Genomic DNA, 14,175 nt, shown 5'->3' on the forward strand with positions numbered 1-14,175 from the left:
TGGCTGTTGCTCGCGCTGAAGGAACTGTTCTCTCCTCCGGGCGATACCGGCAGATTGGCATTGTCATACCGCGGGCGACGGGTGGTAGCCGAGGCGCAACTGTCGGCCGTTGAGCGAGCGACGTCGCTCGGTCACAAACAGGGTTGCGACCGCGGCGCCGATCATCCAGACGGCGAGTTCGAGCGCCCCGCCGATGGTGGTGTTCGACCCGATGATCACTCCCCGCAGCGCGAGAATCGCTGCGTGCGTGGGCAGTACGTCGCCGATGCTGTGGAGTGTCGGGGGAATCGTGGAGGTCAGGCTGGTGACGACCGCGAGAACCAGCACGGCGATGCAGACGAACCGGCCCGCCAGACCGAACGCGGCGGTGGCGGCCTGGTTGAGAGCCGTGAACGCCAATGCCGTCATTATCGCCACCCCGAGCAATCCGAACCACCTGCCCGCAGATAGATGGAGCACCGGTATGAGTGTGAGGCTCAACAGGATCGCGGACACCACCGCGATCGCGACACCTGGCGCGATCGCGTTCGCCACGATCCGTCGCGTGGACTGCCGCGATGTGAGAACGGCGTTCGGCAGCGGCGGGGCGCTGATGAACATGCTGAGCGCGCCGGCCCACAGCGCCAGGGTTACCGCTACTGCGGCGACGGCAGCGCCCAGATCGGTGCCGTCGGTTACCGCAACGGCGGGCGTGGCCGCGACATTGCTCATGCGTTCCCGCTGTGCCTTGTCGTAGGGGGGTACCTGATCGCGGCCCTGCGCGAGTTGGGTCGCCAATTCGTGTGCGCCACCGGACAGTTGCCGCAAACCGCCCTCCAACTGATGCGCACCGGAATCGAGTTGATGGACGCCATTGATGGCGGTGCCGATCTGCCCGGTGAGTGCGTCGACGCGGCCGGTGATCGCTGCCGGCGGTGGGGGAGGCGGTGGTAGCTGAAGTTGATCCTGCAAGCCGGAAGCTGCCGTCCGTACCTGGTTTACCTGGGCTTGGGCCGCATCGAGTCCCGAAGAAAGCTCACTGGTTCCGGCCGACAGCTGTGCTGCGCCCGCCGTCAGTTTGTCTGCCCCGTCGGCCAATTGGGATGCGCCGTCCGCTGCGGCGTCGAGCTGGTCGTGGATGGTGCCGAAGGACATGTACACCCGGTCCAGGTAGGTCTGGACGATCTGCTGATTGAGGGTTCGCAGCACCACCTGGGCGATTTGGCTGGTGACCAGCGGGTCCGCGACACCGGTGGCATTGGACGCCTGCACCCGGACTTCGGCTTGACCCGCATCGAGCGGATTGCTGCTCGCCGATGATGTCGCCTTGGCGGAGAAGTCTTCCGGGATGGTGACGACGGCGCCGTAGTCGCCGCGTGCCAGACCGTCGCGAGCATCTGCGGCGTCCGTCAGGATCCAGGTGAAGGCAGCCTTCGACGTGGTGAGGTTGCTGGCCAATTGCCGCCCCAGCGGGATGGTCTGGCCATCGACGGTCACGGGCTTGTCGTTGTTGACCACGGCGGCCTTGGCGGCGCCGTGGTTGGATTCGGGCGCCCAGAACGCCCACAGGAACAGGCCCATCACGAGCACCGGTAGCAACAGCAGACCGAACCAAGTGCGCCACAGGAGCTTTCCGTGCGCTACGGAGTCGCGGGTGAGGCTGGTGAGAGAGGCGATCATTTTGTCGCTCCGGCGGTTGCAGGGTTGAGGTCCACGGTGTGGACGCCGTCGGTGTCATCGGGCAACAGGTCGGCGATGCGGGCGAGGTCCTGGCAGGTCACCACGAAGGTGACAGGGCGTCCGGATGTGCTGTGGCGGTCAGCGAGGACTTCGCGCAGCCGGTCCCGCGAGGTGGTGCGGATGACGACGTCGGCGTCGTCGATGAGAATCAGCTCGACGTCGTTCGCGAGCGCCTCGTCGAGCGCGGCTTCCGGCGCGGCGGTGTCGTGGCAGGTGACCACGGCGACCTGTCGGCGGACCGTCCGCATATGTTGCGGCAGAACGTGTCCCAGTACTTTGAGGTCACCGGCGATGCGGCCGACACGGCCCGCCAGGGTGTACAGCAGCGCGGTCTTTCCGGCCGGACCGGGGCCGTGTAGCACGAGGACGGAACCACGCGGCACGGCCAGATCGATGTCGGCGTAGACGGTGCAACCGCGGTCGTCGGTGCGCGTCAGACCGGCGGCATCGATGGCATCGTCGCAACCGGGTTCGGGCCAGTCCGCCAGCCGCAGTTCGTGCATGAGGCCGTCGCCTTCGGCGTCGAAGATGGGCAGGCGGCGGTCGATGGCGCCGGGCAGGTGCCACGCGCGCCGGCCGAGCAGTGCGAGCACCGCCGGGACCAGGGTCATGCGGACCAGGAACGCATCGACGAAGACGCCGACGGCGAGGCTGAAGGCGATCGGTTTGATGACGGCGCTGCCCTCGGGGACGAACGCGGCGAACACGGCGAACATGATGACAGCGGCGGCGGTCACGACGCGCGAGGCGGAGACGAATCCGGATTGGATCGCCTGCTGCGGATCGCCTTCGTGCACATAGCTTTCCCGTATCCGCGAGACCAGGAACACCTCGTAGTCCATGGCCAGGCCGAACAGCACACCCATGAGGATGATCGGCAGGAAGCTGACCACACTGCCGACCCGGTCCACCCCGAGCGCGCTCGCCAAGTGGCCCTGTTGGAAGACGAAGGAGGTCGCCCCGAAGGCGGCACCCACTGACAGCAGATATCCGGCGGTGGCTTTGACGGGCACCCAGACCGAGCGGAACACCATCGCGAGCAGGACCAGTGACAGCCCGACGACCAGCACGCCGAACGGCACCAGCGCGGCGCCCAGTTGGGCCGACACGTCGACACCGACGGCGGTGATGCCAGTGACGGCGGTGTCGATGCCATAGGCCTGCTTGAAATGCTCACGCTGGGCGCGCAGCGTGTTCACGAGGGTCTCGGTTTGCGCCGAGTCCGGGGCTGTGGTGGGTACGACTTGGATGATGCCGGTGTCCGCCTTGGGGTTTGGGGTGGCGAGCGGGACACTGGCCACCCCGGGCAGGTGCGCGATGTCTTCGGCGATCCTGTTGACCACACCGATCGGGTCGGTGCTGGCGATGATGTCGGCCGTGACGATGAGCGGGCCGTTGTAGCCGGGGCCGAAATATTCGTCGATGACATCGTACGTGTCGCGGGCGGGGCTGCCGTGTTCTTCGGAACCGTTGTCGGGCAGAGCAAGTCGCAGCTCAGTCGCCGGTAGCGCGCACACGGCCAGGCCGGCGACGATGACGACGACCGTCACCAACGGCTTGCGGGTGGCCAACTGCACCCACAGTCGGCTCCATTCGATACGGCGGGGTCGCGTCTTGGTGGCCGTTTTTGCCTGCGTCGGTTTGGTTTTGGGCCGCAGACGTTCGCCGGCGAGAGCCATCAGCGCGGGGATCAGAGTGACCGCGATCGCGACGGCGATCGCCACGGCGGAAGCGGCCGCCAGACCCATCGTGGTCAGGAACGGGATACCGCCGACGAACAGGCCCAGCAGCGCGATGATTACCGTCAGACCCGCGAACATCACGGCCGATCCGGCCGTGGCGGTGGCGCGGGCCACCGACTCCGCGACGTCGAGACCTTCGGTGAGTTGGTCGCGGTGCCGCGACAACAGGAACAGTGCGTAGTCGATGCCGACGGCCAGCCCCAGCATCACCGCCAGCATCGGCGCGGTCGACGACACGGGAGTGACGGCGGTGGCGGCGTAAATCAGCGCCACCGAGATCGCGACACCGAGGATCGCGGTCAGTAGCGGCATACCGGCGGCGATCAGGGACCCGAACACCACCAGCAGCACCAGCAGCGCGATGAGTAGGCCGATCCCTTCGGTGGGGCTGAGTTTGGGGACCGGATTGCTGAAGGCGGGCCCACCGACGTGCACGCTCACGCCGTGGCCGATCGCGGTGGCCAGGTCTTGTCCGATATGGGTGATCTGATCGCGGGTCTCGGGCGTGACGTCGGCGAGTGCGACCGTCAGTTGGGCGGTGAGGATCGCGGCGCGATGGTCGGTCGAGATGGGTGCCTGAATCCGGGGTTGTGGGCTGCCGGGCGGGGTGTCGGTCTTCGGGGCGGGATCGAACGGGTTGATGACCGAGGCGACCTGGTGCAGCTTGGTGAGCTGGTCGACGGCAGTCGCGGTCGGTGCGGCGCTCAGCGCAGTGACGTCCTGGCCGGCCGGGGCGACGATGACCAGCTGGGCCGAGGAGCCGCTGGTTTCGGGGAACACGCGCCCGAGGTAGTCCAGGGCGTCCTGAGATTGGGTGCCGGGCACCGAGAAGGTGTCGTCGGTGCCCTTGTTGAAGCCGGCCAGGCCGCCCGCGACGGCGAGCGCGAGCAGCCAGGCCACGATGACCCAGCGGCGCCGGCGCACCAGCAGGTGGCCCAGTTGGTAGAGGAAGGACGACATGACGATCGCCTAACTGGTGGTCTGGATGGGTGGCTGGGCGTTGCGAGCCTGAGCGAATGACGTGAAACCTGGTATCGCGGCACAGAGTTTCGACACGTCGTGGCCCGCGCACATGACCGTCCGATCTGGCCGGACTACGGCAGCGGTCGCATGTCCGTGGCGCAGCCACCGCTCCAGTTCGCCCCCGGGCTCGGCGACATGAACGACGATGCCGTGCTCATCGAGCGCGGCGAGCTGGAACGCCAGGGGACGCGTCGTGGTGACGAGTGCAAAGCCGTTGCCCAACACCGTGTCCAGGCGCCGGCCGTCGGCCAGTACCGGGTTGGGGCACAAGGTGCCGGCAAGGTGGCGGGGTCTCCGGCTCTTGATGACCAACGCAGACTCGTGCAGCCGGGGGGTCGTGCCGTGGGTGAGCTTGTCGCGCAGGCCGGGTATCAACCGGAGCCGGGGTGTGACGGTGCGCCGCACCAAGTTTCCCGCATGACCACCGGCCGTCATTGCCCACCCCATGGCCAATGCCAGGCCGATCATGCTGCGCGCGTGGGGTTTCCGCTCCTGCTCGTAGGTCGTCAGCAGTGCTTCGGGTAGTTCGCCGTCGATCACACCGGCGACTTTCCACGCCAGGTTCATCGCGTCACGCAGGCCCGCGCCCATGCCCTGCCCGATGAAGGGCGGCGTGAGGTGGGCGGCGTCGCCGAGGAGGAACACGTTGCGGTCCCGCCATCTGTCGGCGATCTGTGCGCGAAACGTGTACTCGGTGACCCGCACCAGGTCGAGGTCGTCGTCGGCGACATCGCCGATCCACGGTGCGATCAAGGGCCGAAGGGTCTCGATCGTGCTGAAGTCGGCGGCTGTTTCCGGCGGCAGCAGTCGAAACTCCCACCGGTAGCGGTTGGGGCCGATCCGCATGTACGTCGCAGCCCGAACGGGATCGCAGACCTGGTGCACGCCATCCCACTGCTCGAGTTCGGCTTCGGTGACGACGTCGGCCACCAGCCAGCGCTGCTCGAACCGCAGGTCGTCCATGGCCGCACCGATGGAGGCTCGCACGATGCTGTTGGCTCCGTCGCAGCCCAGCACGTAGCTGGTTTCGACGACGTGCTCCGTCCCGGTGGCGCGGTCGGAGTAGGTCACCCGGACGCGGCCCGGTTCGTGTTGGGTGATGCCGGTGACCTCGGAGTTGCCGCGCAGCTGCACATTTGGTCGCGTGGCCAGGTTGGCACGCAGCAGCTGTTCCAGTTCGGGTTGGTCGAACATGTTGGCTTGCGGGAAGCCATGCCGGCTGCGGGCGGGGTCGCGGTCGAACTGTGCCAGCGTGTGGTGGTTCTGGTCGAGCAACCGTAAGCCGAGCGCTGGGCGGGAAATCGTGGCGAACTCTTCGGCCACGCCGAGGCGGGCAAGAATGCGATGAATCTCGTCATCGAGGTGCACCGCGCGGGGCTGGGGATAGACCGATTCCCAGCGGTCCAGAACCAGCGTCGGCACGCCGTGGTCGGCGAGCAACGTCGCGGCAGTGACACCGGTCGGTCCCGCTCCGACGACGACAACGGGCACGGATTGCGTTACAGGGTCAGGCATTTCGATCCTCGACTCGAATCAGCCGATGATCGGCATGCGGTTGGCGACGAGTGCGTCGAGGCGCGTCTGCATGGCGGCCTCGATTCGGGACGCGAAGTCCTCGGCGGTTTCCCCGGGATTCGCGGTCATCGGGGGCAGGACCGCGGTCACCAGCTTGGTCGGCAATGCGACGTAGGGGAGCATGCCGGCGACGCCGATATTGAGTCCCCACGGAATGGTGACGCTGATGGGCAATGTCTTCATGCGCAGACGCCGGTGCAGGCCCAATCGTCGGGCGAGGCCTCGGCCGTCGGACACGACGAACAACGAGTCACCGGCGCCGGCCGTCACGACGGGGACCACCGGGACGTCATGAGTCATGGCCAGGCGGGCGAACCCGCAGCGCTCATCGAAATGCACCTGATTGCGGTCCCGCCAGGACTTCCCGGCATCGACGTCGCCGCCGGGGAACACCAGCACGTTGTGCCCGGCGGCGAAGGCGGCGTCTGCCGATTCCTGGCTTGCGGGCCGGCCGTCGAGAAACTCGGCGATGCGGCCCGCGCCGACCGTCCACGCCACCTGGTGAACGAGCGCGGTGGTCGGCCGTTTGAGTGCCGCTTTCTCGCGGACGGCGATCATCGCCAGCACGTTGAGGTCCGCCAGGCCGCCGAAGCCGTGATTGGCGACAAGCAACGCCGGCTCGGGAATCTCGGCGTCGATGTGGATTTCGTGGCGGTGGTACCACCGCAGATAGTTCGGGACCGCCACGCACATTGCGGATTTGAGTGCGGATGCCGTCGAGGAGGGGTCGGTCATGGGATCAACTGCTCGTCAGCAGCGAGCGCCTGCCCGAGGCAAGAACACGCACGAGGAGGCGGTTGGGAACAAGGCGCGCGATACGGGTGACAACCCGGGTTGGCCACCCCGGGATCACCGTCCCGCAGTCGCGATCGATGGCCTCGATGCCGGCTCGTGCAACGTCGCGGGAGGACATGTACATCATTTTGGGCAACCGGAATACATCGTCGTCAGCGCCTGCGGCAGAGAGGAATTCGGTCGCCACAGGCCCTGGGCACAACGTGGCGACAGTGACGCCGGTGCCCGCGAGCTCTCCGCGCAGTCCTTCGCCGTACACATGGGTAAATGCCTTGGTGGCGGCGTAGCCGGCCTGTGTGGGTGTCGGCATGAACCCGGCGCTTGACCCGACGTTGAGGATGGCGCCGCGGCGGCGGGGAACCATCTGCTGTACGGCGCGGGTCGTCAGGTCGATGACAGCCTCGACATTGACGCGGACCTGGTTGATTTCCGCATCCACGGACGAGTCGACAACTGCGCCAATGGTTCCGATGCCCGCATTGTTGACCAGGATGTCGACCTGCAGACCGCGCGTTGCGATGGTGCTGAACAGTGCGGCCCGCTGCGTCGGATCGGTGACATCGCACCCGATCACTTCGACATTGACTTCTGACGAGAGCTCCGCAGCAAGTGCATGCAGCCGGTCTTCGCGGCGGGCCACCGAGGTGACGTTGTGGCCGCGGGCGGCGAGTTCGCGTGCGATGTCGGCGCCGATGCCGGATGACGCGCCGGTGACGACGGCAGTCGACGACGGGTTCGGGGTGGGCAAGCTCATGGGGTCGTCCCTTCGATGAGGTTGAAAGATGTGGTTCGAGAACGGCCGATCACCGGGACGGTGCGCTCCACCGCATAGCCGTGCACTGCGGTCAGCACGGTGTGCTGCGTGTCGAGCACCTCGGCCAAATTGTCGTGTGTGAGAAGCTCGTCGAGCGCGGCGCGATCGTCCACGCCGAAAAACACCGCTGCGTGGTACCGGTGTTGGGGCGGGTTGTCGTGGGCGACGCCGGGCGATCCGCCGAGAAGCGGGGTATACGGTAGGAAGGCGTAGGACCGTAGATCCCTTGCGCCTGCTGCCATCAGCGCCGGGCTCAGCTGCTGATGCACAAAGGAACGAAACATCCTGGCGGCGACACCCATTCGGCGGCGCAACAACAGTGCGACGTGCTGCTGGGCGGAGTTGTCGTACCCGTCGGTGAACCAGCGTCCGCCGCGCGGCCCTGTGTGGTGGGCCAACACCCGGGTGAAGACGTTCTGCTCATCGAGGAACACCTCGCGCGAGTGCAGGCCGGTGCGCAGCATGGCCGCGGCGCTGGTGAATCGGATCTCGGCGCAGCCGTCGAGGTGCCATGTGCGCGGTATCGAGGTACCTATGCCGGCGGTGGCCGGCCAGAACCCGTGGTCGGTGGACGAGAACAGCCGTTGGTTGTATTCGAGGAGATGTGGCAAACGTATGACCTTGTCGGCGTGCGTCTTTGCCCAGTATGTGGTGGCTGCGTCACGCGAGAGATCGCTACGCAACATGAGTGGAGCAAGCAGCGACGTGGTGCGGGTTGGCGTCACGGTGCTCACTCCGCATCCACCAGCCGCCACGTGAGGGCGTAACGGCCCAGGATTGCCTCGACCGGGGCACGGTCCGTGCCGGGGGCCACGCGCACCGTGACAACCGTTGCTGCGTCTTCGGTATCCGCGGTCACGCCGCGCACGCCGTCGACATCTGCGACGGCGTCACGGACCGCGCTTCGGGCGGCGTCGGCCCGCAGCGGCAGCTTGTACGGCTTACCGACGGCGGTGACGGGGATGGCGTCGATCGCGATTACCGATTTCGGAGCGGCCGCGCTCTCGGCGACGTGCTCAACGGCCCACTGCCGCAACAAATCCGGAGTTGTGGCAGCGTCGGGCCGCAATGTGACATACGCGACCGGTACCTCACCGGCGTGCACGTCGGGCCGGCCGACCGCGGCCGCGCCGGTGACGTCGGGATGCGCCAGCAGTGCGTCTTCGATCATTGCCGGGTCGATGTTGTGCCCGCCGCGGATGATCAGGTCCTTCGCGCGCCCGCAGAGATGGACGAAGCCGTCGTCGTCGACCCATGCGAGGTCGCCGGTGTCGAGCCAACCGTCGACGAGCTTGCCGTTGCCGTCGAGGACGAAACCGTCAGAGCTGCGGTCGGTGACGTAGCCCGGGAACACGGTGGGGCCACCGACCACGAGGGTGCCGATCTGGCCGGCCGACAGTTCGTGCCAGTCGCCGTTGTCGTCGATGTCGACGGTCTTGAGTTGTTGGTAGGGGAGCCGCTGACCGGCCGAGCCGGGCCGGGGATGGTCGGGGAAGCTGCGCGCGCTGGCGCAGGTGGCCTCGGTCAGGCCGTAACCTTCCAGCAGGGGGACACCGGTGTGCGACTCGAAATCGCTGCGCACCGCAGGCGGCAGCGCGGAGGCACCGACAATCGCCATCCGCAGACTGGAGATGTTGGCATCGACGGGGAGCAGGCTGAGCACGGCGTACACCGTCGGTACCGCGCTCATGGTGGAGATCCCGTAGCGCTCAATGATTTTCCAGAAGTTGCCGTAGAGCGACATATCCCGGTAGCCGAGCGGGCCGGCCCACAGCACCTGCTGTCCGCGCAGCAGCGGCGCCAGTAGCGTCACCACGAGGGCGTTGACGTGGAACAGTGGCAGCGCGGCGAACAACACCGGGGTTTCATCGAGCACCGTGTTGGCGGCGATCATCCATGCATCGGCCACCTCGTTGGCGTGCGTGTGGGCGGCCAGTTTCGGCGCGCCGGTGGTTCCGCCGGTGTGGAACAACGCGGCCAGATCGGTGGATTCCGGTGCGGCGCCGTGGAATCGGGTGCCGTCGTGTGCCGTGGACAGTCGCGCCAGGTAGTCGACCTTGGCTCCCGCCACCGTGGGGACGTCGATCGCCGTCGCGCCGGTCGGCCCGATCAGCAGGATGGTGTCGATCAAGCCGGCACTGACGAGACGCTCTGCCACCGCCCATGCCGAGGCGTCGAGCTCAGCGTCCGCCGTGATGAGGACTCGGGCGCCGGATCGCCGCACCAGTTCACTGACGTGCTCCGGGGAGAGCCCGCCGTTGATGGGCGCCGCGATGCCGGCGAGCTGAGCCGCCAGCGTCGCGGTGATCAGGTCATCGCAGTTCGGTGCGATGAGCGCGACGGCATCATGGCGCTGAACACCCAAGTCGCGCAGTAGGTTTGCGCTCTGGTGCACGTCGTGCAGCAGTTGGCTGAAGGTGCGCTCAACGGGCTTCTCCCAACGTTCGCCGTCGGGCACGACGCTGACGGCGATCCGGTCCGGCCACATCTGTGCCGCGCGCGCCAGCAGCGCGTAGGTGGAGGCCGGCAAGCCCCGCTCGGAAAGTGGGACGGCTTCGATGTCGGCCAGGTCGCTCGGGCTGGAGTACCTGGGCCACAACAGGTTCGCGCTCATGCGTACTTCACGATGTTGCGCTGGGCGCCGAGGTCGATGGCGCCGTCATCGGTGGCGATGGTCGTCTCGACGACGTCACCGTCGTGCAGGTATTTCGGGTTGCGCGCCTGGCTCTTGAAGAAGGCCTTCCATTTCACGGCGGGCGGCAGCAGCGACCCGATGAACGCGACAGCCTTGTGCGGCGCACTCAGCGCGGTGCCCACGGGTGTGCCGGTCAGAATCAGGTCGCCGGCACTGAGGTCTTGAAAGCGGGTCAGCGATTGCAGGGCCTGCAGCGGCGGGTAGATCATGTCGCCGGCAACGCGCATGTCTTGCCGCAGTTGGCCGTTCACGCGCAGCTGTAGTCGCAGCTCGCCGAAGCGCTTGAGCTCGGCGGCGGTCAACAGCACCAGGGCCGGGCCGACGGGCGTAAAGGTGGGGTAGGACTTGGCCTCGTAGAACTGTGTCTGGGGCAGCTGGATGTCGCGCGCGGAGACGTCATTGGTGACCACCAGTCCGGCTACGTAGTCGGCGAGGTTGGCCTCGGTGATGGTGCTGCCCACCGGGATGTCGGTGCCGATGACCAGACCGATCTCCACTTCGTAGTCCAGGAACTGCACGTGGCTGGGTTTGACGATCGCGTCCGATGGGCCCGTGATCGACGCCGACGATTTACGGAAGAAGGTCAACGGGATCGAGGCCGGTTCCATCCCGGCGTCTTTGACGTGCGAGGCGAAGTTCGTCATCTGGGCGACCACCCGGCAGGGTACGGTCACGGGAGACACGAGTTCGAGGCTGTCGACCGGCACCGTGGCGGTGTCGGCGGCAGCGGCTTCGATGGCGACGCGGTCGGCGAGCAGGGCGCCCGTGGTGGTCGCATCGGTGGCGATCTTGGCGGCACCGGTGGCGGTGTGCACCCACCAGGCGTCGGCGGTGCGCAGAACGGAGATGGTCATGACTTGGCTGCTTTCAGTAGGCCGATGAGGCGGTTGACGTCGAATTCGTTGTTGCTGCGCAGGGCGGTGAGCAGTTCTCGTACCTCGCCGCGCGCGTGCCGCGGACTGGTGCCGAGGAAGTCGGCGGTGGCCGGCGGTCCCCATTGCGCCAGGCCGGAGGCGGTGAACTCGGCCCATCCGGGTTCGAGCGTGCTGTCGAACATGTCGCCGTCGGTGAAGTGCTCGACCATGAACCCGTCCGGGTCACGCCAGTAGTCGAAGATCTGGCTGCCCTGGATGTGCCGGCCGATGCCCCAGGAGCGTTGGTAGCCATGGTCTTTGAGGTATTCACCACCGGCGGCGAGGGCGTCGAGGTCACTGACCTGATAGGCCGAGTGGACGTAGCGGTTCGCGGGCCCCAGCGCCAAGGCGAGGGTGTGGTGGTCGGTCGGGATCGAGCCGCGGTCACACCGGATGAAGCTCATGGTGGGGCCGCGTTCGCGCTGGCCCGGGAAGTACAGGAAGTCGCTGACGATCAAGCCGAGCGTATCGAGGTACCAGTCCAGCGCGGCACGGTATTTGGTGGACTGGACGACGACGTGGCCGAGGCGTTGCACCGTCGTCGGCACCCGCGGCGGCCGTTGAGTGGCGTTGATCCGGACGACATCGTGGCCGAGGTTGAAGGTGTGCGGTGCCTGGGCCGGCAGCGGGCTCAGCGGATGCGTACCGGACACCACGTGCACCGGAATACCGCTGGGGTCGGTCAAGTGCACACCCAGCCCGCCGATCGCCTCCGGTAGCGCGGTCACCCGGGCGCCGGTCTTGTCGGCCAGTCGGACCAGGTCTGTGTCGTCGCCGGCGGCGAACGCCATGCCGCGGAAACGCGTCTGCGCGCCACGCCGGATGAGGACACACGGGGCGTCGGGATCGCTGCCGCGCAAATGCAATTCGGTATCGGTGCGCAGCGCGGTGCCGAAGCCGAATGCATGGGCAAAGGCCTCGGCGCGCGCCAGGTCGGGTTTGTCGAATTCCAGCCAGGCGACGTCCGTCACCTTGATCAGTGGGTTGCGGGAGCGCCCAGGGTGCTCGCCGGCCAGTGCCCCCTGCGCGCTGTGCAGGCCGTTGTGGGCGCCAATGGTGTTGCTGCTCATCGTGCGTACTCCTTTCGTGACGCTGTGACCGCGGCGCCGACCGCACCCCGGACCTTGTCGATCACGGCCAGCGCGTCGGCGGGGCCGTGGTCTCCGCGCCATGCGACGTGCTGATCGGGACGGATGAGCACCAGGTCGCGCTCGTAGAGCTTGCGGGTGTGTGCGTCGCGGACGTCGACGACGGTCAGTGGGACACCGCGGTCGTCGGCCGCCGCCATCAAGTCGGTGATATCGATATCGGTGAAACGCAGCAGGGTGAATCCGGGGCCGAACAGATCGAACAACGCTGTGCCATCGGGCAGGAAGACACTCGGCGGGCGGGCACCCGGCACGGTGCTCGGGATGTACCGATGTGAGGGGCCGGCCGGCGGGCAGCTCGGTTCCGTACAGACGACCGGTGAGGTGTCATAGCGGTATCCGTACTCGATTCCGTCGGCCTCGTTTTCGAGGTTGCCGAGATCCAGAATCTCGCGTCCCAGGCGTGCGCGGTCGCGTTCACCTGACCAGTTCTGCCCGGAAAGCGAAGCGCGGTTTGCCATTTGGATGGCCAGGCGCACCATGGTGTGGCGTGCTGAGGCATCCCGATTGGCGATCCCGACGCCGCGGCGTTCGGCCGCGTACGCACTGAGCAGGCGCGGACCGCCCCAGCCGTTGACAACGGCGGCCAGCGCCCAGCCCAGCCCGACCCCGTCGCCGACACCGGTGTTCATGCCGTAGCCACCGTTGGGCACCACCTGGTGGGCGGAGTCGCCGGCCAGCCAGACTCGGCCGTGCCCGTACGAGTCGGCCAGCGACAGCCGGGGCCGCCACTCGTTGGCAACGATGATGTCGCAGTCGAATTCGACTCCCAGGCGGGCGAACAGGAACTGCTTCGGATCGATCGCCTCGGTCTTCACTCCCACGCCGATCAGCGTGTGCAACGTCCAGGTGTCACGGTCGTTCTGCGAGATGAGGGTCCAGCCTTCGGGGGACTGGGTGTGCCAGGTGGTGCCGAACCGCTCCAAGATCTCGCGGGCCGGGGAAGTGAAATGCACCATGTACACGCGGCCGTCCATCGGGGTCTGTCGCTGGTCCATGAATGCCCGCACCGTGCCCGCGACCATTTTGCGCAGCCCGATTTCGCGGGCGGCCATACGGCGGATATCGATGTCGTGCAACGCGATTCCCAGTTCGCGTCGCACGATGCTGCCGGCGCCGTCGCAACCGGCCAGATAGTCCGCGCGTACGGTCCGGGTCTCGCCGGTGGCGCTGCAGTTGATGACGGCGTCGACGCCGCCGGCGTCCTGGCGGAACGACTGCAATGCCCACCCATACCGGACGTCGACGCCGGTGCGCGTCTCCAGGATCTCCTTCAGCGCCGGTTCGAGAATCGCCTGGGAGACCCGCATCGGGGGCTCCAACGCCATGGTCCCGTCGATGCAGGCCCGGATGGCGTCGCGGCGCGCGGCCACCCCGGGGTAGCGGAATCGCGCCAACTCCCACCCACTGAGCTTGGTGACCCACGCGACGTCGAACGGATTGTCCTCGGGGACAGCCACTTTGCGTAGTTCGTCGGCGATGCCGAGTTGCCGGTACAGCTCCATGCTGCGGCCATTGGTGATGTCCATCTTGGGGTGCGTCGTCGTCGACGGATTGCGTTCGACGAGTAGTGCCGGCACGCCCTGACGGGCCAAGGTCAGCGCCAAGGTGAGGCCGACCGGCCCGCCGCCGGCGATCAGTACCGGGATCCGGTCAGTCGGGGAGGGTTCGATCATCGTTGATCCCTTCGAGTGGCAACAACTATGTATCGAATTGAACAGAAGTGTTCAACACAAGTCAAGGGTGTATT

General features: G+C 67.1%; 10 protein-coding genes. All 10 read right to left on the bottom strand.

Translation table 11 applies throughout. From position 1 onward, the window contains the following. Positions 1–63: 63 nt before the first annotated feature. The 10 genes from ACJH6H_RS11765 to ACJH6H_RS11810 all read right to left on the bottom strand — a co-directional run bounded on the left by ACJH6H_RS11765 (position 64) and on the right by ACJH6H_RS11810 (position 14,101). Positions 64–1,659 carry a YhgE/Pip family protein gene (locus ACJH6H_RS11765; RefSeq protein ID WP_212811858.1) on the bottom strand — a complete coding sequence of 532 codons (1,596 nt, stop codon included), beginning with the start codon at positions 1,657–1,659 and terminating at the stop codon, positions 64–66. Beyond that, entirely contained in the window at positions 1,656–4,421 is a 2,766-nt protein-coding gene (locus ACJH6H_RS11770; protein ID WP_212811857.1) for an MMPL family transporter, read from the bottom strand. The genes ACJH6H_RS11765 and ACJH6H_RS11770 overlap by 4 nt, the downstream gene beginning before the upstream one ends. Before the next feature lie 9 nt (positions 4,422–4,430). Then, the gene (locus tag ACJH6H_RS11775; RefSeq protein WP_406774905.1) at positions 4,431–5,999 is read right to left on the bottom strand and encodes a bifunctional 3-(3-hydroxy-phenyl)propionate/3-hydroxycinnamic acid hydroxylase; all 1,569 of its coding nucleotides are present in this window, start codon (positions 5,997–5,999) and stop codon (positions 4,431–4,433) included. Positions 6,000–6,017: 18 nt separating this feature from the next. After that, positions 6,018–6,794, bottom strand: coding sequence for a 1-acyl-sn-glycerol-3-phosphate acyltransferase (locus ACJH6H_RS11780; RefSeq protein WP_212811855.1), 777 nt, complete (start codon positions 6,792–6,794; stop codon positions 6,018–6,020). A gap of 4 nt (positions 6,795–6,798) precedes the next feature. Then, complete coding sequence (locus ACJH6H_RS11785) at positions 6,799–7,608, bottom strand: SDR family oxidoreductase (RefSeq protein WP_212811854.1); 810 nt, start codon at positions 7,606–7,608, stop codon at positions 6,799–6,801. Beyond that, positions 7,605–8,279: a hypothetical protein gene (locus tag ACJH6H_RS11790; protein WP_212811853.1), complete on the bottom strand. Its 675-nt coding sequence runs from the start codon at positions 8,277–8,279 to the stop codon at positions 7,605–7,607. The genes ACJH6H_RS11785 and ACJH6H_RS11790 overlap by 4 nt, the downstream gene beginning before the upstream one ends. A 119-nt stretch (positions 8,280–8,398) precedes the next feature. Next, on the bottom strand, positions 8,399–10,282 hold the full coding sequence (locus ACJH6H_RS11795) for an acyl-CoA synthetase (RefSeq protein ID WP_212811852.1): 1,884 nt from the start codon (positions 10,280–10,282) through the stop codon (positions 8,399–8,401). After that, a complete protein-coding gene (locus ACJH6H_RS11800) occupies positions 10,279–11,217 on the bottom strand; it encodes a fumarylacetoacetate hydrolase family protein (protein ID WP_406774906.1) in 939 nt (312 codons plus the stop codon). Before ACJH6H_RS11800 ends, ACJH6H_RS11795 begins: the two co-directional genes overlap by 4 nt. Then, on the bottom strand, positions 11,214–12,347 hold the full coding sequence (locus tag ACJH6H_RS11805) for a VOC family protein (protein WP_318986019.1): 1,134 nt from the start codon (positions 12,345–12,347) through the stop codon (positions 11,214–11,216). Before ACJH6H_RS11805 ends, ACJH6H_RS11800 begins: the two co-directional genes overlap by 4 nt. Next, the gene (locus tag ACJH6H_RS11810) at positions 12,344–14,101 is read right to left on the bottom strand and encodes an FAD-dependent monooxygenase (RefSeq protein ID WP_212811850.1); all 1,758 of its coding nucleotides are present in this window, start codon (positions 14,099–14,101) and stop codon (positions 12,344–12,346) included. Before ACJH6H_RS11810 ends, ACJH6H_RS11805 begins: the two co-directional genes overlap by 4 nt. Positions 14,102–14,175: the final 74 nt, after the last annotated feature.

The organism is Mycobacterium sp. SMC-21 (assembly GCF_045310825.1).
Classification (GTDB): Bacteria; Actinomycetota; Actinomycetes; order Mycobacteriales; family Mycobacteriaceae; genus Mycobacterium.